The organism is Nocardia sp. NPDC046763, assembly GCF_040645495.1.
In the GTDB taxonomy this organism is placed as follows: Bacteria; Actinomycetota; Actinomycetes; order Mycobacteriales; family Mycobacteriaceae; genus Nocardia.
Genome location: NZ_JBEYYI010000008.1, coordinates 82,361 through 100,540 on the forward strand (window position 1 = coordinate 82,361; position 18,180 = coordinate 100,540).

The following is an 18,180-nucleotide window of genomic DNA, read 5'->3' on the forward strand; positions in this document are numbered from 1 at the left end:
GTCAACACCTGGCCGAGAATAACCGCTTCCCCCGATCCGGTCCAGCCGCGGTGCATTACCGCGAGATGAAACAGGAAGGGGCCTAACGTACCAGCGCACCAACCGCGCGGTCCTGGTCAACGGACCGCGCACGCCGGGTGCCGAGCAGGTACAACGCCACCAGCAGCACGCTGAACCAGACGTAGGTATTGCCGATGACGTGCTGCCAAGGCGTCCAGTGCGATTCGCGATGTTCACCGTCCGGGAGCCAATTCTGCGGGCCGATCACGAAGACCGCGGCGGTGATCGCGGTGATCAGGTACCAGCCCGCGGCACGGCGCCAGGGCAACCGGGTCGCGTAGCCGAGCATCGCCAGCAGGGCCGGGGCGATCCAGATCCAATGGTGCGACCAGGAGATGGGGGACACCAGCAGCGTGAACACGGCGTTGATTCCGAGGGCCAGCGGCGGGAAGTCCACCGCGCGGCGCATGGCGGGCACCACCAGCGCCAGTAGTGCGGCGCTCAGCACCAGCCACAGAATCGTGAGCAGTGGCTTGTGGATCTCGAACCGAGCCAGCACGGCCTGAATCGACTGATTGGTGTGGAATGCCGAACCGCTGAGGCCCGATACATTGCCCAACCCGCCGAACCAGTACTTCACCGACGCGTGCGGCAACGCCGCAAAGGTCAGCGCGGTCGCCACGGCACCGGTGATCGCGGCCGTGACGGCGGCCTTGTAGTCACGCCGGATCAGGAAGTAGAGGATGAACGCGGCCGGTGTCAGTTTCACCGCGGCCGCGATGCCGATCAGCATGCCGCGCCGCCACTTCGGCTTCTCCGCCAGACAGTCGGCCACCACCAGGACCATCAGCAGCAGATTGACCTGCCCGAAATCCAGCGTCGAATGAGTCGGCTCCAGCAGCAGGGCCAGCGGCGTGGCGCAGGCGGTCACCCACAGCCCGAGCCGCTGTCGGCTCTCCCCCGGCCACACCCGCCGCGCCACCAGATAGAACGAAATCGCCAGCGCGGCCACCGAGGTCACGAAGAACCCGGTACGAGCCACATCCCAGGGCAACGCCGCGAACGGCGACAGCACCAGCGCGGCGAACGGCGGATAGATGAAGGGCAGCCCGATCCCGATCGTGGTCTGTGGCAACTGCCCGTACATGTCCCCGCCGTGCCATAGCGTCTGCACGCCCAGCCGATACACCTGCAGGTCGATGAACCCACCGGTGATCTGCTTGAACGGCCACACGGGCAGCATCAGGCACAGCGCGGTGAAGGCCACACACAACGCCGGAACCAGCCACATCACCCGCCCAAAACGGCGGGCCAGCGACTTCGGGTCAGCAACAGCGGTAGAACAACTCATCCGACATCACATTATCGGCGTCCCCTCCCAGGCGTGCACCCGCACCCACCGAGACTCGCCGATGGGGATCGACGCCGGTCACGGACGGCCGCTCGGACCAGCGCAACCGCGGTGCCCGTATAGGACTCCTGACCGCTAATCCTGCCGCCGAGGCGTCTCTGATGCCGTATCGGGGCTCGGCCCGTCCGCGCCTGCGGCACACGTATCGGATGCGCAGGCAACGCGTTCGAGTGCCTCGATGTCCTTCTCGATGACGCCGTACAGCAGATAGGCGAGCACGAAGCCGATGATGCCGCCGATGCACAGGATCCGGACCGCCCAGATAATGGATTCGATCTCCGCGCCCGGAAGGAAGGTTATGCCGGTCACGCCGACCAGCGGCACCGCGGCCGCCACGGTGAGGTAGAAACCGGTGCGCCCGGCGAGGCGGCCCAGGTGGTCGATATCGGCGGCGTCGGACCGTCCGTGCACCAGGAAGACGGGATACAGGCACCGCACGACGTACCAGGTGACCGCGAAGTACGGATACGCCACCGCGATTGCGCCGCACACGACGACCGACAGCAGGAAATGCACGTAGGTGCCGCGTGGAACGCCGCCGGCGATCAGATTCAGCATCACCGGGACGATCACGCCGCAGAGCACCCAGAACACGAAGGCGATCCACGCCGCCCGGTTGCCGAGCCGCAGCGCATCGATACGCGTCCGAGTGAGGGTCTCGTCGCTGTAGTTCCATCCGAGCCGCAACCCGATGGGTACGACAATGAGGCGGCGCGACGCGTAGAGAATCAGGATTCCGCCCACCGCGATAGCAAGCGGATACAGCACCGAGGCGACATAGTCGAAGGACCGCTGGGCTGCGGGCGTGAGCTTACTGACGATGAGCGTTTTGTTGTAGTAATAGTTGTACCCAGCCGCCACCACATTCGGTATCCCGATCGCTATGGCGAACATCGGCAGCGGCCACAGCGGTCCGGTCGGCCGCAGGGAGTGCTGCGGCGCATCGACCAGATCCCGAGCCCGGGGGTCGAGGCACAGCTCGAATTGCTGAGCCAGCTCCGCGCCATTGGCCCACCGATCATCCCGTCGTGGCGACAGACAGGTCAGCAGCACCCGGCGCAGCGAGGCCGGGCAGTCGGCGGGCAGGTCGTCCAGGAATTCGCCTGCGATCGGGCGGCGGCGGAGCTCGAGCTCCTGCTCGACATAGTCCTTCGAGTCCTTCTCCTCGATCCGGGGGAACGGTCGCCGACCGGTCAGCAGCTCCCACAACACGACGCCGAGGGCGTAAATGTCACTGCGCGTGTCCAAGTCGTCGACCGTGCCGGGCAGCGCCGGGTGGCTCGCGGCGAGGTGCTCGGGCGACATGTAGGCCAGGGACCCGCCGAAGTACGCCACCGGACTGCTGCCCGCGAGGTGGTCGCTGAAACTGATATTGAAATCGGCCAGCTTCGGCACACCGTCGGCGGAGAGCAGGATGTTCGCGGGCTTGATGTCGCGGTGCAGTACACCCTGTCGCTCGGCGTAGTCCAGTGCCTCGGCGAGCCGGCGTCCGAGCCAGGCCACGGTCTCCGGCCACGACAGGGCGGCGATTTCCTCACGCACCCGCAGACCCGTGGTGCGGATCTCGCCTTTCTCCTCCAATGCCGCGTCGACGGCGTCCAGTAGCAACCGCCCGCTGCGTTGTTCCGGCGGGGTCTCGCGGACCCTCCTCAGCACCGCCGCCAGCGTTCCCCCCGGCAGGTATTGCATGTACAGGAGTTTCAGCCCGCGGTCCGGCAGCACCCGCTGGTCGTAGACCCGAACGATGTACTCGTGCTCCAACTGGGCGAGCGTCTGGGGTTCGAAGCCGTGATCCGTGGAAACCTTCACCGCCACCAGTCGCTGCATCGAGCGCTGCCGCGCCAGAAACACTGTGGCGAACGAGCCGCGGCCCAGCTCCAGCAGCAGATCGAAATCGTCGATCCGATCCCCTGGCTCGAGCTCGTCACTCGCGACCGGCGCGCTCGACCACTCACTCACTGCCCGATCAGCCAATGGATCGAAGGCAGCGGTGGCATCGCCGGTCGGCCGATCACCCATTGCACATCACCCCGAGGCACATCACCCCGAGCTGAAAACCCGAGCCATGATCGATTTTATCGCGCGGTGAGTTGGCAGAGCACGCCGATCTTCGTGGAGCCGAAGGGACCATCCCTGGGCACGGATGCGGTGGAAATCCGAGTGCCCGTGGCCGGTGGGCCAGCGGGGTCACGGCACAGGGCGATGTGAATGGCGATGAATTGCACGGCTTCCCGCGCCAGGCATATGAATTGCGTTGCGAGTCAGTGAAATACGGATAGTCCGGGCGACCGAGCTCCGTTCACGGCGGTCGCCGTCGCGAGCGGATGGGCCCGGGAGCTGCCGCGGGAAGGTTCCTCACCAGCCGGTTCGGGGGTCGGACGGGACTTGTCGGTGGGGTCACATACCTTGGGCGCATCGTGATCGACCGGGAGGGAGAACGATGGCCTCGAATCCGAGTGCCACGCCGGGTGAACCGGCTTGGGAAAGCGCTTCTGTGGTGCGGGTTTTGCCCGCTGTAGCACCGCGGAAATTGAACAAGGTGCCGTTCGTCGAGCTGGCGGACGGACGCCTGCAAGGGGTGGTGTCGAGTGGCTCCGATATCTCACGCGTGTACGTGGCATCGGTGACCGCGGGGACGCACGGGCTGAGCTGCAGCACCAACAACAACCGGCCGTGCGGCGGGTTGAACCAGGGGTGGGCCTGCAAGCATCTGGACGCGCTCATCGATGAAGCGGTGCTCCAGTACGGGCAGGACCGGGTGGCGCGGTTCCTGCGGGTCGAGGTCCCCGAGGGTTCCCGACTTGCGCACTGTCTCAATGGAACTCGCGATCCGGCTCCGGCCGCCGCGGTGTTCAGCCGGTTCCTGCGGCATCTGACCTACCTGGAGCTGCCGGGTAGCGCGACGCCGATTCCGGAGCTGCACTGGTTCCCGGCGGGGGTGGGTCGCTGATGCAGGCGGTACAACTGGCCGCGCTGGCGGATGCGCCCGCCGGCGTCGAGGCGGCCCTGGACGTGGTGAGCGGCTTCGATTCCGCTCTGGTCAATGGCTTCGCCCGGGTTTCCGAACCGCAGAGCGCGGCACTGGCGGCGCTGGCCGCGGCGGTGGCGGGTTCGCCTCTGGCCGAGGCGGTTTCGGCGGCGGTGTCGAAGGTGAGCACGGGAGCGATCGGCGCGGATGAGCTGTCGGCGCTGGCCGCCGCCCGCGCCGCCCTGCTGGGCGCGGTGCACGACGCACTGGTCGAGCAGTCCGATACGGCCATGGGCCGCAATCGATCCGAGTGGACGGCAACGCCGGATGCGGCCACGCCGAGCCCGCTCGCGGCGGGTTCCCGCGCCTGGCTGGGCGAGCTGGCCATCGCCGGATGGCGCGGCGTGGACCACGACCTGGTGGCGGCCGCGGATCAGACCGTGGAATCGCTGCTGGCCGAACCCGCGCTGCGGCGGCTGGCGATGCTGCTGGACGGCTTCACCGCCGAACTGGGCGCGTCCGCTCCGATCGCCACCATGGACCGGGTGCCCGCGCGACGCTGGGCCGATCTGTGGACGCGCGCCCTGCTGCTGTCCTGGCGCGGCGCGGAATCCACTGCCACCGAGCCGGTTTCGGGTCGCCTGCTCCCGCTCGGCGTGGACCTGCACGAGCACGGGACCGCGGTGCAGGCACAGGTGCACGGCGTCCTCGAGGTCGCGGGCGCACCGACCCGCCGAGTGCGGGTGTCGGTGGCGGCGGCCAAGGTGGACACCATTGTGGGACCGGCGGTATGGCAGCTGTTGGGCACGCATCGCCAGCTGCTCACCGCGCTGGCCGAACAGCGCGCGCTGGAGCTCACCGATATGCCGCTGACCGCGACCGGTGACCTGCTGTGGGATGACGATCGGGCGAAGGCTGGCGAGGCCGCCGATCCGTTCGTCACCGCCACCGTACAGCTGCCGCAGGCGCAGGCCCCGGCTGTCGCGCCGCTGGATCGCGATCCGGTGCACATCGCCGAACCGGTTGTGCTCGAGGGGTACCGGTTCCGCGACGGTGTACTGGAGCTGGGTGAGCAGCGGATTCGGGTGGAGCTGGATGCGCTGCCGTCTGCTGGTCCGCTCACTCCGGCCGGGGTCACCGGGTCCAGCGCCATGATCGGATTGCTGCGCTGGGATGCGGGCGTCTGGTCGGTGCGGCCGCTGGCCGTGCGCCGCAAGGTCAAGAGCGCACTCACCGCCTTCCATAACGGTGATTGGGCGCTCGGCCCGACGGATCCGAAAGTCGCCAAGGCACAGGCCAAGTCGGGCGATGCAGTGGCGGTGTTGCGCGAGCGCGCGGGACGGTTGCTGCGGAAATGACGAATCACGAGACCCGACGCCAGGTCCTGTACTGGCGTCTCCTGGCCGGTGTCTTCGCCGGAGATCAGCAACCGACGCTGGAGCAGGCCAGCGCGAGCATCGTCGACGATCTGGGTCTGCCGCTGGCCGTGCTCGATCCGGGCATCTCCATCGACAATGTGGTGCAACGCTATCCGGAGATGCAGGCGGAGTTCGAAAGCCTCGACTTCTCCGACATCGGGGACTCCGCGACCGAGGCGGCGGCAGCCGACGACGCCGGAGACGAGGCCGAAGCCGCTGCCTCCCAGTCCATCGGTGCGGCCGATGTCCGCACCGCCGCACTGGTTTCCAAGCTGCTGCTGAATGTCTTCGCCACCGGCTCCGGCCAGGTCAGCGCCACCCAGCTGGCGGGCTGGCAGTCCGACGCGAACTGGCTGCGGCGCTGCCTGGGCGAGGAGCAAGCCGGCGCCGTGCAAGGCGTGCTCACCGGTCTGGAAGGCGAGCTGGTGTCGCGCATGCGGCTGCGCGAGGTGCTCGCCGATCCGCACCTGGCCGCCCAGCTCACCCCGAGCATGTCGCTCATCGAACAACTGTTGCGCGACAAGCACAATCTGTCCGGCGTGGCGCTGGCCAATGCCAAACGCCTCATCCGCCGCTACATCGACGAGGTCGCCGAAGTGCTGCGCACCCAGGTGCAGCAGACCAGCGTCGGCACCGTAGACCGCTCGGTCCCGCCCAAGCGCATCCTGCGCAATCTGGATGTGGACCGGACGATCTGGAAGAACCTGCCCAACTGGAACCCCCGGGACGAGCGGCTGTACGTCGACCGGCTCTACTATCGCCAGACAGCCAAGCGCACCGTTCCCGCCCGCATGATCGTGGTGGTGGACCAGTCCGGTTCCATGGTCGACTCCATGGTGAACTGCACCATTCTGGCGTCGATCTTCGCGGGCCTGCCCAAGGTGGATGTGCATCTCATCGCCTACGACACCCGCGCCCTGGATCTCACCCCGTGGGTGCACGACCCGTTCGAGGTGCTGTTGCGCACCAATCTCGGTGGCGGAAACGACGGCCCGGTCGCCATGGCCATGGCCCAGCCCAAGATCACCGACCCGAAGAACACCGTGCTGGTGTGGATTTCGGACTTCTACGAGTTCGACCGCTCCCAGCCGCTGTTCGAGGCAATGGAGGCGGTGCACCGCTCCGGGGTGAAGCTCATCCCGGTCGGCTCGGTGAACAGCTCCGGCCATCAGAGCGTCAACCCGTGGTTCCGCGAACGGTTCAAAAACCTCGGCACCCCGGTGATTTCCGGACGCATCCAGAAGCTCGTGCACGAACTCAAGAACTTTCTCGACTAGGAGACCTGCCATCATGAACGACGTTTTGCGCGCCCCCGCCGAGGTCAAGTACGCCGAGGAACTGGATTGGCTGGAGTCCATCGACGACGGCCCCAAGCCGTTCGCGTGGCGGCTGAGCCCGAAGATGGTGCGGCTGTTCATTCTCGGCTCCGAACGCGCCGACGGGCTGGACCGCGAGGTGGAGCAGAAGTGGTTCGGTGACCGCAGTTTCGTCGAGCGCAGCATTGTCACGCTTGCCTCGGACCGGGGTCTGCTGCTCATCGGTGATCCGGGCACCGGCAAGAGCTGGCTGGCCGAGCTGCTGTCGGCGGCCATCAGCCGCAATTCCACGCTGGTGGTGCAGGGCACCGCCGGCACCACCGAGGACCACATCAAGTATTCGTGGAACATCTCCATGGTGATCGCGAAGGGCCAGTCGCGGGAGTCGATGATCCCGTCCCCGATCATGACGGCCATGGAGCAGGGCGTGATCGGCCGCTTCGAGGAACTCACCCGCTCCACCAGCGACGTGCAGGACGCGCTGATCTCCATCCTGTCGGAGAAGTACGTCTCGATCCCCGAGCTCGATGACGACAATGTGGTGTTCGCGCAGCCGGGCTTCTCCATCATCGCCACCGCCAACAGCCGCGACCGCGGCGTGAACGACCTGTCGTCGGCACTCAAACGACGCTTCAACTTCGTGCGAATTCCGGTGGTGTCCAACAAGAAGAGCGAGGCGGAGATCGTGCGCTTCCGCACCGCTGAGTTGTTGCGCCGCCACTCCATCGAACTGGAACTGCCGCCGACACTGCTGGACATCCTGCTGGAAAGCTTCGCCGATCTGCGCGCCGCCGCGGCCGCCGCCACCAGCGACGACGACAAGCTGGAGTCGGCGCTGTCCACCGCCGAGCAGATCGGCGTGCTCGAGGACGCCATCCTGCACAGCCAGTTCTTCGGTGCGAAGGAATTGCGCGCGGAGACCCTCGCCGGTTCGCTGGTCGGTTCGCTGGCCCGGCGCACGCCCGAGGACCTGGCCATTCTCAACAAGTACCTGCACGGCGTCGTGGAGCCGCGCACCAAGGACAAGAAGGGTGATGCCGCCTGGGGCGAATTCCTCGAGGGCGGCCGGGCGGCGATCGCGAGGCTGTCGTGAGCGAGCTTGCGAGCGAACCATCGACACTGCGCGTCGGCGACACCCGGTCGGCATCGAATACCTTTGCCGCGCTGCGGGATCAGCTGGCGGACGCGGCCGTCGCGTTCGCCGGCGCACCCGGGGCGGCGGGCGACATCCTGGCGGGCATCGTCGACGATGTCGACCGGGCGCTGTCGGAGCGGCTGGAGATCTTCCCGGTCTGTCACCACTCGCCCGCCTCCGGTCTGGCCATGGTGCGACGGCTGCGTGAGAAGCAGCCGAGCGTCATCTACCTGGAACTGTGCGAGGATATGCGGCCGCTGCTGGACGAGCTGCGCAACTGCCGCTTGCCGATTGCGTTGCAGGCCTTCGCCACCGATATCGAGGGCTTCCCCGCGGAATGGGCGCCGCTGTCGGTGGTCGCGCCGATCACCGAATCGTCGGCCGAGTACCAGGCCATCGCCTACGCGCTCGACACGCCGGGCGTCGAACTGGTGCTGGTGGATCGATCCACCGATCACGTCTTCCAGTGGGCTCCGAAGGAGGAGAAGTCCGAGACACCGGCCGACGGCGAGCAGCCCGAGGACGACGGCCTGCACGGCGGCGCGGTCGGCCTCGAAATCGGTGATCTGCGACCGCGTTTCGCCGAACTGGAAGAGCACCTGCTGCACCACGGCAAGGTCCGACACTGGTCGGAATGGTGGGACCAGTACGTCGAACAGCCCCTCGTGGACGCCGACTACGACACCTACCGCCAGGTCATGGTGATGATCGGCAGCCTGTTCCGGCGGCTGCGGCGCGGCAGCACCGTCGAGGACGAGGACCGCGAACGGCACATGTGGACCCGCATGCGGGAACACTTGGCCGCCAACGATATCGATCCGGCGCAGGCGTTGTACATATGCGGTGCGGCCCATGCGGCCAGCCCGGTCGAACAGTTCGGACTGGCTGCGTCGGCGCCGTTCGAGATCTCGCCGCGCTCGGCCACGAAATGGCACTACGGGCTGATCCCGTCCAGCCACTCCGCCATCGAGGCGCAGTTCGGGCTGGCCGGCGGCGCGGTCTCGATCGCGGCGGCCACCTGGGCGAAGGGATTGCGACGCGGCAAATTGCAGTCGTTCCAGCTGGAAGGCCAGCAGGGGACGAGGAAGCGCGCCAAGAAGCCGACACTTCCGGCGGAACCGGAAGCCGCAGTGACAGACCGGCTTTCGGGCTTCCTGTCCAGGCCACCGGTACTGGACCCGCTCGACGAGGCCGAGCTCCTGGAATGGTCGGTGGATATCGTCCGGCTGGCCCGGCGCAATGGCTACCTGGCCAGCACCGCCGACGCCATCGCCATCTTCGAGACCTCGATCCTGTTGGCGGGCCTGCGGAATCGTGCCCGTCCGACGCCATACGACTTCCAGGACGCGGCCGTCACCTGCCTGGAGAAGGATCGGGTGCCGGGGCGGCGGGATGTGCGGCGGCTGTGCGAGATCCTGCTCGGCGGCGACCGCATCGGCCAGGTCGGATACGCGGCGCTGCCGCCGCTGGCCCGCGATGTGCTCGACCGGCTGACACCGCTGGGACTGGATCTGTCCAAGCGGACACTGCAACGCGCACTGCTGGACCTGAAGGCGGATCCGGACCTGCGGCCGTGCTCGGATCTGCTGTGGCTGCTGCGCAGGCTGCTGCCGCAGGACGCGCTGCGGCCCATCATGGGCTCGCACGGACTCGGTGAGACCTCGATCCAGGAGAGCTGGGACATCGGGCTCGGCAAACACCAGCGCTCACTGGTGGAGCTCGGGTACGAGGGCGTGTCGGTGGAGCAGGTCCTGGAGCAGCGCCTGCGGCGCGCGGTCACCGCACCGGACGCGACCGCGGCCGTGGCGCTGGGCGCGGTCGAGGACGCGCTGGTGTATCTGGGATCGGTCCGGCTCGCCGACGAGCTGGGCACTCGCGCGGTCGAACTCCTCGCCGCCGAACGGACAGTGGACGACGCGCCCGTCGTGCTGCGGCGGATCCGGGTGCTGCTCAACTACTTCCGCTCCACCGAGGACGGCTTGCCGGCCTGGTGCGAACGGTTCGTGACAGCGGGGTACGCACACTACTGCACCCTGCTGCCCACGGCCTTCGCCGCCGAGGAGACCGGACCGGCGCAGGTGGCGGCCATGCTGGGCTTCCTGTTCGGGATGGAGAACCTGGCGCTGTCACTGGGTTGTGATCACACCCAGCTGGAACTGGCTGTGCTGCAATCGCATCCGGAGGCACCGGCCAAGGTGGCCCTGCTGTGGGCGGCACGGTTCCAGCTCGGCCTGCTGACCATGGCCGAGCTGCGCGCGCGGTGCGACGGGATGCTTGCCAATCCACTGGTGCTGCCGACGGTTCCGCAGTACGTGAGCGGTTTCGTACAGGCCATCGATCCGGCTCCCGCATTGAAACCCTTTGTGGTGGAGCTGTTGTCGAAGGCCTTCGGCACGCTGCCGGACGCGGTGCTGCTGCCGTGGCTGCCGAAGTTGATCACCGCCCTTAAGGATCAGGCGGGCGACCTGATCCCCGGCCTGGTCCGGGAAGCGGGCCGCACCTTCCCCGGCGCACTGCCCGCGGTGGACGCCTTCGTGCCGCCCTGGTCGGTCGAATTCACCACGGCCCCAACGCCGGTGGCCGCCGTACCGCGCGGGCCGGTCACCGAACTGTTGGCCGCCCACCCCGCCGCCTGCGATGCGCTCAGCGGACTGCTCGGCATCGAGGGCGGCTGGCAGGAGGCCGGCCCGGCCGGAAACCACGAGGTAACCGGCTTGCTCGAGCGATTCCCCGACACCGCCGCGGCATTGGCCGCGCGCCTCGGAGTGCCAGCCGCGCGAAACTGACGCATGTCCGGCCGGCTCGTCCTTCCGATGGGCAGCCGGCCGGACAGTCATTCGAACCGTGCATTGCTGGTAGGCGCGCCGCACAGCACAATTCATACGGTTCGGTCTCGAATTCGGGACCGCCTCGCGAAGGGGCGCGAGAACACGTTACAGTCCGCCCGTGAAATATCTTGTGGGATGCGCAATGGCTCTGTCGTTCGCGGCGAGTTCACCGGTAGCGCAGGCGGATTCCGCACCGACCTGTACCGACACCCCGAACGCCTATACCGCCGGCTGGCAAACCGGCTGGGCCACGTATCAGGCCGAGCAGAAGAGTCCGTCGTCCGGCACGTCGTCGCGGACGGTCGATCTGCCGATTACCATCAATGCGCCGATCGCCAAGGTATGGACGGTGTACTCGAACCTGCGCAACGACATCGGGCGGCACCCGTTCCTCCAGGACATCATCGTGCATCGCACCTGCACCGACGGCGTCACCGAGACCATCGATTTCACCGCGCTGGAGAACATCCCGATGGGCTCGGTCGACTACCCCGCGAAAACCCAGGCCGAACAACGCCTCTACCCGGCCGATCACTACTACCTGACCGACAGCTATGACTCGCCCGGCATCATCACCCATCAGAAGATCACCTTCGTCGACAACGGCAACGGCACCACCACGGTGAACGAGCACCTCACCTTCATCGCGAACCCGCTGCTCATCAACTTCACCGTCGACAACGGCGTCTCATCCCACCAGGCGTACCAGGCCGCCCTGAAACGCGACATCGAAAACGGCACCCTCTGAACTCGAAAGGCCCGGTCCTGATGGACCGGGCCTTTCGAATTGGGCGGAGGTATCACGGGTCGAGCGGTACAGCAAGGAATATTCCTCAATCGCTTTTGAATTGCGTTGCCCACCAGAGTATTCCGGCGGGATGGATTTCGGGGTGGTTCATCGGTGCACCCAGGCCACTTCGGACCGGACGGTGACTCTTACGGCACTGACGGCCGACCTGGACGAGGGAAACCTGTCATCCTTGTCCTACACGTCAGGAAGGGCAGTGATTGCTGAGCAAATTTCGGCCTCCGGAATGGCCGGCCCGCCGAGCGAGCGACCTTGACAACCTCCACAAAAGTGTGTGCACTTTAGGGAGCTAACCGATTCCTAAGGGGTTTCCATGTCGCCGCAGCGTTGGTGTCTCGTCCAATTCGTCGAGAACAACCGAGCCGAGCCGAGCATTGGCGTGCTCGCCGACGGCAAAGTCGGTCGAGCGCCGAAGCCGCTGTCCGGTCGCACCCTCCTGGAAGTCTTCGACCGGTGGGAGGAGTTCACGCCACCGCTCCAGAATCTCCAGCTCTCGGCCCTCGAGGTCGCGCCGGACGCCGAGCTGGTCGCCCCCCTCACCTACCCCCGCAAGATCCTCTGCGCCGGCGCGAACTACTACGGACACGCACAGGAGATGGGCACCCAGCGCCCGGACCCCGACGGCGAGCCGTTCTTCTTCCTCAAGCCACCGACAACGACGGTGGTGAGTGCGCACGACGACGTCCGGCTGCCGGACAGCGCCGACGTCGACTGGGAGGCCGAGTTGGCCGTCGTCATCGGCACGGGCGGGCGCGATATCGACGAGCGAACAGCCCTCGAGCACGTCGCGGGCTACACCATCGCCAACGACCTGTCCGCACGCGGACGGTTCCCGAGGAAGGATGCGGTCCTCCCGCCATTCGGCTGGGACTGGTTCCAGCACAAGGCATTCGACGGATCGTGCCCGCTGGGGCCCGGAATCGTCCCCAGCTGGCAGATCGGCGACCCGCACGACCTCACAATTCGACTGACCGTCAACGGGGAGATCAAACAGGAAGCATCCACCGCCGACATGGTGATCACGGTGCCACGGCTGATCGCCGCCGCAAGCCGCGTTCTGACACTCGAGCCGGGTGACGTCATCCTGACCGGAACGCCGGCCGGGGTGGGCATGCCACACAAGACCTTCCTGCACGTCGGCGACCTGGTCGTCACCGAGATCGACGGTATCGGCCGGCTGGAGAACAAAATGGTCGCGTCATGACCACGGCGACAACGTCGTCGCACGAGTCGGTCTCCTCGGCCGAGAACGTCCTCACACTCCTCATCGCGCTCCGCGAACACGGCCGGTTGCGAGTGGCCGACGCCGCCCAGCTGTTGTCGGTGACGCCCCCTACCGCACACCGGCTGTTATCCACCCTCAAGCGACATGAGTTCGCTGAACAGGACCGGAAACGCGCCTACCTGCCCGGACCTCGGCTGGCGCAGTTACCGTCGGGCGCCGAGCCGCCGCACGACGTGGGCGTCCTGGCCCGCCCCTATCTGGCGGCGCTATCGCGCAAGGTAGGCAACACAACTTTTCTGGTGACGTTGCAGGGCAACGGCTGCCGCTTCATCGATGGCGTGGAGAGCAACCGCGCGCTCCGAGTCGGCAGTCGCGTCGGACTCCTACTCCCCGCGCACACCACATCGGGTGGCAAGGTACTCCTGGCCCAGCTTCCGGACATCGAACTGGTCGCGCTCTACCCCAACCGCTATGTCCGGATGCGCGATGGCTCGATGCGCGATCTTGTCACGCTACGTCGTGAGCTCGGTGTCGTCCGCCGGAAGGGTTATGCCCTCAGCCTCGAGGAAAGCGAGCAGTGTGTGAACGCCGTCGGCGTCCCGGTCACCACCCGGTCGGGCAAGGTCATCGCCGCGGTCGTGCTGGCGTGCCCGTCGGCGAGCTCGAGCCGCCGGCACCTCGTCGATCTCGTGCCCGACGCCATGGCAACCGCGACCGCGATCGCGGAGAACCTCATCTGATCCCTCGTGGCCCACCCATCTCCGCGATGGGCGGGCCCGAAAGCAGGCCGTACCGAGACGGGACGGCCGGGCCTCACACGTGCTTCATGCCCGCATCCATCCGCCGTCGACAACCAAGGTCTGGCCGGTAACGAAGGCCGCGTCGTCCGAAGCCAGAAACGACAGTGCCCCGACCAGGTCATGGGGCTCCTGGGTGCGTTTGATCGCCTGCTGCTGGGCGAGCGCATCGAACCATGCCGCTTGCGGGCCGCTCTCGGTGGTGGCCGTTCGCACCAGACCCGGGGCGATCGTGTTCACCGTGACCCCGTGCGCTCCGACCTCGGCCGCGAGGGACCGGGAGAACCCGATCACCCCACCCTTGCTCGCGGTGTAGTGCGTGTTGAGTCCGATCCCGGAATGGAAGGTGGTCGAGGAGACGCTGATGACGCGACCCCAGCCCCGCTGGACCATACAAGGAACGAAAGCCTGCCCCAGCAGGAACAACGAGTTGAGGTTCACGCCCAGCACCCGCTGCCATTCCGCCCAGCTCATCCCGATGAAAGCGGTGGCCGGGTAGATACCCGCATTGTTCACCAGGACGTCCACCGGCCCGAGCTCGACCTCGACCTCGGCGGCGAACGCGTGCACGGACTCGGGCGACGATACGTCGCAACGGGCAGCGAACCCCCGGCCGCCGGCCTTCTCGATCAGGCGCACGGTCTCGTCCGCAGGTCCGACGTCGGCGACGGCAACCATATGTCCGTCCTGCGCCAGTCGCTCGGCGAACGCCTGCCCGATGCCGGCAGCGCCCCCGGTGACGACCGCGACGCGTCCCTTCACGTTGCGCGCGGTCATGCGAACACCGGCGCCAAGTCGAACAAGACCCGGTATTCGTCGATCAGGCCGCCCTCGCCGACGGTCCAGATCGACACCACCGGGATCGAGACCTTCCGGCCATCCTTACGCGTGTACGTGACCGTGAGTTCGACGATCGTGTCGTTGCCCACGACCCACTCGTTGACGATGTCGTGATGCATCCCAGCGATCGTGCCGAAGAAGCCGGCACAGCCCGCCGCGACCGCATTGCGGCCCTCCAGAGCGGGGATATTGCCGAAGGTGAGCCTGCCGTCGGGTGCGAAGAACTCGGCAAAGCCCTCGGCGTCGAGAGTGTCGACCGCCTGTAATGCTGCGGCAGTCAAAGCGCTGGTCATGGTGGATCCTTCCAGTAGAAGTGCATACACATTGACTCTCGATAGTGACGCCGGTCACGTTGGATGTTCGCGGATTTCACCTAGCGGAACGAGTCGTCGGCAGGGCCATCGACATTCGCTTCCAGCGTGGTGCCGCCACCTCCGAGTGCATACAGTTACCTCCTATGCGCTCCCCCACCACCCGGTCCCTCGATATCCACGTTGTCGACGCCGCGCGAGCCTTGGCCGCGTTGGGGCTCGTCGACGCGTTCGGGCACGTGTCAGCCAGGGACGTCGACCACATGGTCATCACCCCTGCGGCCGATTTGGCGACCGTCGCGACTTCGGACTGCCTCCGCGTCCCGTTGACCGCCACGGCGCTGCCATCCGGCTGCCCGGCCGAAGCATGGGCCCATCTGGCCCTCTACCGGCGTTACCCGGCGACCGGAGCGATCGCTCGCGCACAGCCCGCAGCGTCGCTGGCCGTCGGCATGCGCACCGACCGTGTCGCCCCGACACATGGTCAGGCGTGCTGGCTCGGCGACTCCATTCCGGTGTATCCGTCCGCCCTGCTGGTCCGCGACGCCGACCGCGGCCGCAGCCTCGCCGAGGCGATGGGGTCGGCGGACGCGATGATTCTGCGTGGCAACGGTGCGATCGCGATGGGCAGCGACCCGGCCACGGCGGTGGCCACCATGTCGGTGCTGGCGGCAGCATGCACCGTCTGGCTCCAGACGAGGGGCGAACCCGCCGCGCCCCTGTCGGCAGAGGAAATCCGCTCTTGGCAGGCCGTCAAGCCGGAGTTGCTGCCCCGGCTGGGCGCGCACCTGCTGCGCAAAACGGCAGCGGTGGGCCCGGCTCGCTGAGCCCGGGCCCACCGGTCGGGGACGAGTCGGTCGAGGGGACGTCAGGTCGCGGGCAACACGGCCGGCGCCTCTCCGCGTGCTACGCGACGCATGGCGTTGAGCGTGGCGCCGACGGCCGCTACGTAATGGGCCGTGGTCTCGTCGGCATACGCCGACTCCTCGAGAGAACCGCTCTGGGCGCCGTCGAGCACCAGTGCGAAGCTGAACCGGAGAAACAGGTCTCCCCCGTCCTCCTCGATGTCATTGGTGATCGTGCCGAGGACCGGACCCGCGAGGCGTGTGAACACCACCCGTCGCTGGGGCTGCAGGGCGATCCGCTCGATGTAGCGGTCACCGAACGCCTCGATCTCACGCTCGAAGGTCTCGTCGTCGAAGCGAGCGGTGACCTCGCAGTGCGTCATGATGGGCACGAAGGGCAGCGCGTTGTTGGCCTTCATGACCAGTCCCTGCCACACGGCAGTCCGATCGAGAGTGGGCTCGCCCGGCTCGTTGACCGGGAGGCGGTGGGTGACGTAGATCATTCGGTGACTCCTTGTGCGAGAGCGTCTTCGGTGGAGATTTGGTCGTGCACGCTGGCTATATCGAGCTCACCCCAGCCATCGGCCATGGCCTGGTCGAACACCGCTTTGGCCGCCTCGAACACCGGCCGGCGCTCGCCGAGATCGCGCAGGTGCACCTCGACCTGGTCGAGGATCTCGTGCAATGTCGCGACGGGCCCGGGGGCCGGCAGCCATGAGCGGTGTGCCATGAGGGGACCTCGCCGCTCGAGCAGCGCCGAGCCCGCGATGGACGTCTCCAGGGTGTGCTGGACCATGTCCAGGTCCAAGTTGTCGCGGCGGGCCAGCACGATCGCTTCCGCCGCCGCGACCGTATGGGTTGCGACGAGCATCGAGGAGATGTACTTCAGGTGAGTGCCGGTGCCGAAGTCACCGGTTCTGACCCAGGGCCCCGAGATGGCGTCCAGGACATCCGCCACTCGATCGATCGCCTCGGCTGCTCCGGAGGCGAAGACGGTGGCCAGACGCGGGCCGACCATTCCGGGACTACCACTGATCGGGCAGTCGAGCATGGTGGCCCCGGCTCGCTCGAGCTGACGCATCAGTCCGAGTTTTCTCAGGACCGGGATCGTGCTCATCTCGAGGTGGACCGCCCCGGGGCGCAGCGTCGACAGCGTTCCCTCGGGCCCGCAGATGACGTGCTCGACGTCGTCCGCGGTCGGCAGGATCGACACAATGACCTCACATGAGGCGGCCAGTTCCGCCGGCGACGCCGCGACAGCGCCACCCGCGGCCTCGAGCTCGGGACATTCGGTGCTGCGCCGGTACCCGACGACATCGAAGCCGCGGCCCAGCAGGTTCTCAGCGATCGGCAGGCCCATCTTGCCCAGGCCGATCACCCCGATAGTTCTCACATTCGTCACGTCCTCATGGGTTTTCGTGCGGGAGATGGGGCGGCTTCGCAGACATGGCCGCCCCCAATACTGTATGCACTTTACTCGACCGACTCGCGAAAGAGAAGGAATATGTATACACATCGCTTAGGCTGGGACCATGAGTCGCAAAGTGCTTGTCCCTCACATCACGAAGGTGGAGCTGCCCGAGGCACGCCAGGCAATCCCGCATGTGCACGCCTACCTGCGCGAGCGGATTCTCGACGGCACGCTGCGACCCGGGACGAAGCTCTCGCAAGTGTCGCTGGCCGAGCAGCTCGGCATCAGCCGCACGCCGTTGCGCGAGGTGCTGCGGATGCTGCAGGAGGAGGGCCTGGTCCAGATCGAACCGAACCAGCGCACCCGCGTCTCCATACTCGACCCCCGCGAGCTCGACGAAATCTATGCGAGCCGAGTCGTGCTCGAGTCGCTGGCCGTGGCCATGACCGTGGGCAACTTCGACGCCGACGCCCGGCAGCAGGCGGCTGAGCAGCTGGTGGCCATGCGAGCGGCTGCGGAGGCCGGCGAGACCGAGCGCTGGTTCGTCATCCACTCGGCGTTCCATCGCACCATCACCTGCGGCGCCAGCGACACCATGCAGAAGCAGTTGCGTCAGCTGGCCGACCGGTGCGTCCGATACATCCGGATCTACCAGGGTGGCGAGCCGAACAGCTGGCACGAGGCCGGTGATCGCGAGCACGCGCAGATCCTGTCTGCACTCGAGGCGGGAACCAAGGCCGCGGCCCAGACCCGCATGGCCAGTCACCTGGCCCACACCGCCCTCAAAGTATTGAGCGACACCTCGCCCGACTACCAGCCGACCGCCGTGCCGTTGGCACTGGAGATGGTCGGCATTCCGAACTGACT

General features: G+C 67.0%; 16 protein-coding genes. 10 read left to right on the plus strand and 6 right to left on the minus strand.

All coding sequences use genetic code 11. The features are described 5' to 3' along the window. Window positions 1-82: 82 nt before the first annotated feature. Window positions 83-1,351 (minus strand): glycosyltransferase 87 family protein, encoded by a 1,269-nt coding sequence (locus ABZ909_RS15540; RefSeq protein WP_356999442.1) that lies wholly within the window; start codon window positions 1,349-1,351, stop codon window positions 83-85. Window positions 1,352-1,486: 135 nt separating this feature from the next. Further along, entirely contained in the window at window positions 1,487-3,430 is a 1,944-nt protein-coding gene (locus ABZ909_RS15545) for a serine/threonine-protein kinase (RefSeq protein WP_356999445.1), read from the minus strand. Between the two features lie 520 nt (window positions 3,431-3,950). Here ABZ909_RS15545 and ABZ909_RS15550 point away from each other — a divergent pair. The 8 genes from ABZ909_RS15550 to ABZ909_RS15585 all read left to right on the plus strand — a co-directional run bounded on the left by ABZ909_RS15550 (window position 3,951) and on the right by ABZ909_RS15585 (window position 13,849). Beyond that, window positions 3,951-4,361 carry a hypothetical protein gene (locus ABZ909_RS15550; RefSeq protein WP_356999960.1) on the plus strand — a complete coding sequence of 137 codons (411 nt, stop codon included), beginning with the start codon at window positions 3,951-3,953 and terminating at the stop codon, window positions 4,359-4,361. Beyond that, window positions 4,361-5,737, plus strand: coding sequence for a hypothetical protein (locus tag ABZ909_RS15555; protein ID WP_356999448.1), 1,377 nt, complete (start codon window positions 4,361-4,363; stop codon window positions 5,735-5,737). Before ABZ909_RS15550 ends, ABZ909_RS15555 begins: the two co-directional genes overlap by 1 nt. Then, window positions 5,734-7,074: a VWA domain-containing protein gene (locus ABZ909_RS15560; RefSeq protein WP_356999450.1), complete on the plus strand. Its 1,341-nt coding sequence runs from the start codon at window positions 5,734-5,736 to the stop codon at window positions 7,072-7,074. The genes ABZ909_RS15555 and ABZ909_RS15560 overlap by 4 nt, the downstream gene beginning before the upstream one ends. A gap of 13 nt (window positions 7,075-7,087) precedes the next feature. Further along, window positions 7,088-8,206 carry an AAA family ATPase gene (locus tag ABZ909_RS15565; RefSeq protein ID WP_354835976.1) on the plus strand — a complete coding sequence of 373 codons (1,119 nt, stop codon included), beginning with the start codon at window positions 7,088-7,090 and terminating at the stop codon, window positions 8,204-8,206. Then, window positions 8,203-11,034 (plus strand): DUF5682 family protein, encoded by a 2,832-nt coding sequence (locus tag ABZ909_RS15570; protein WP_356999453.1) that lies wholly within the window; start codon window positions 8,203-8,205, stop codon window positions 11,032-11,034. Before ABZ909_RS15565 ends, ABZ909_RS15570 begins: the two co-directional genes overlap by 4 nt. Window positions 11,035-11,194: 160 nt before the next feature. Continuing rightward, window positions 11,195-11,824, plus strand: a complete 630-nt coding sequence (locus ABZ909_RS15575; protein WP_356999456.1) for a hypothetical protein — start codon at window positions 11,195-11,197, stop codon at window positions 11,822-11,824. A gap of 373 nt (window positions 11,825-12,197) precedes the next feature. After that, complete coding sequence (locus tag ABZ909_RS15580) at window positions 12,198-13,088, plus strand: fumarylacetoacetate hydrolase family protein (RefSeq protein ID WP_356999459.1); 891 nt, start codon at window positions 12,198-12,200, stop codon at window positions 13,086-13,088. Then, window positions 13,085-13,849, plus strand: coding sequence for an IclR family transcriptional regulator (locus ABZ909_RS15585; protein ID WP_356999462.1), 765 nt, complete (start codon window positions 13,085-13,087; stop codon window positions 13,847-13,849). The genes ABZ909_RS15580 and ABZ909_RS15585 overlap by 4 nt, the downstream gene beginning before the upstream one ends. Window positions 13,850-13,933: 84 nt before the next feature. Here ABZ909_RS15585 and ABZ909_RS15590 read toward each other — a convergent pair whose 3' ends face one another. Then, complete coding sequence (locus tag ABZ909_RS15590) at window positions 13,934-14,683, minus strand: 3-oxoacyl-ACP reductase family protein (RefSeq protein WP_356999465.1); 750 nt, start codon at window positions 14,681-14,683, stop codon at window positions 13,934-13,936. Then, window positions 14,680-15,039, minus strand: a complete 360-nt coding sequence (locus ABZ909_RS15595) for a nuclear transport factor 2 family protein (protein WP_356999467.1) — start codon at window positions 15,037-15,039, stop codon at window positions 14,680-14,682. The genes ABZ909_RS15590 and ABZ909_RS15595 overlap by 4 nt, the downstream gene beginning before the upstream one ends. A 164-nt stretch (window positions 15,040-15,203) precedes the next feature. On the opposite strand from ABZ909_RS15595, the gene ABZ909_RS15600 reads away from it, so the two are divergent. Further along, window positions 15,204-15,884, plus strand: coding sequence for a class II aldolase/adducin family protein (locus tag ABZ909_RS15600; RefSeq protein ID WP_356999470.1), 681 nt, complete (start codon window positions 15,204-15,206; stop codon window positions 15,882-15,884). Between the two features lie 41 nt (window positions 15,885-15,925). On the opposite strand, the gene ABZ909_RS15605 is transcribed toward ABZ909_RS15600, so the two are convergent. Beyond that, the gene (locus ABZ909_RS15605; RefSeq protein WP_356999472.1) at window positions 15,926-16,405 is read right to left on the minus strand and encodes an SRPBCC family protein; all 480 of its coding nucleotides are present in this window, start codon (window positions 16,403-16,405) and stop codon (window positions 15,926-15,928) included. After that, window positions 16,402-17,304 (minus strand): NAD(P)-dependent oxidoreductase, encoded by a 903-nt coding sequence (locus ABZ909_RS15610; protein WP_356999474.1) that lies wholly within the window; start codon window positions 17,302-17,304, stop codon window positions 16,402-16,404. Before ABZ909_RS15610 ends, ABZ909_RS15605 begins: the two co-directional genes overlap by 4 nt. Before the next feature lie 130 nt (window positions 17,305-17,434). On the opposite strand from ABZ909_RS15610, the gene ABZ909_RS15615 reads away from it, so the two are divergent. Continuing rightward, entirely contained in the window at window positions 17,435-18,178 is a 744-nt protein-coding gene (locus ABZ909_RS15615; RefSeq protein WP_356999477.1) for a GntR family transcriptional regulator, read from the plus strand. Window positions 18,179-18,180 lie beyond the last annotated feature (2 nt).

Coding starts and splice junctions, on each gene's coding strand:
- ABZ909_RS15540 (WP_356999442.1), bottom strand. CDS start 1,351: ATGAGTTGTTCTACCGCTGTTGCTGACCCGAAGTCGCTGGCCCGCCGT.
- ABZ909_RS15545 (WP_356999445.1), bottom strand. CDS start 3,430: ATGGGTGATCGGCCGACCGGCGATGCCACCGCTGCCTTCGATCCATTG.
- ABZ909_RS15555 (WP_356999448.1), top strand. CDS start 4,361: ATGCAGGCGGTACAACTGGCCGCGCTGGCGGATGCGCCCGCCGGCGTC.
- ABZ909_RS15560 (WP_356999450.1), top strand. CDS start 5,734: ATGACGAATCACGAGACCCGACGCCAGGTCCTGTACTGGCGTCTCCTG.
- ABZ909_RS15565 (WP_354835976.1), top strand. CDS start 7,088: ATGAACGACGTTTTGCGCGCCCCCGCCGAGGTCAAGTACGCCGAGGAA.
- ABZ909_RS15580 (WP_356999459.1), top strand. CDS start 12,198: ATGTCGCCGCAGCGTTGGTGTCTCGTCCAATTCGTCGAGAACAACCGA.
- ABZ909_RS15585 (WP_356999462.1), top strand. CDS start 13,085: ATGACCACGGCGACAACGTCGTCGCACGAGTCGGTCTCCTCGGCCGAG.
- ABZ909_RS15590 (WP_356999465.1), bottom strand. CDS start 14,683: ATGACCGCGCGCAACGTGAAGGGACGCGTCGCGGTCGTCACCGGGGGC.
- ABZ909_RS15595 (WP_356999467.1), bottom strand. CDS start 15,039: ATGACCAGCGCTTTGACTGCCGCAGCATTACAGGCGGTCGACACTCTC.
- ABZ909_RS15600 (WP_356999470.1), top strand. CDS start 15,204: ATGCGCTCCCCCACCACCCGGTCCCTCGATATCCACGTTGTCGACGCC.
- ABZ909_RS15605 (WP_356999472.1), bottom strand. CDS start 16,405: ATGATCTACGTCACCCACCGCCTCCCGGTCAACGAGCCGGGCGAGCCC.
- ABZ909_RS15615 (WP_356999477.1), top strand. CDS start 17,435: ATGAGTCGCAAAGTGCTTGTCCCTCACATCACGAAGGTGGAGCTGCCC.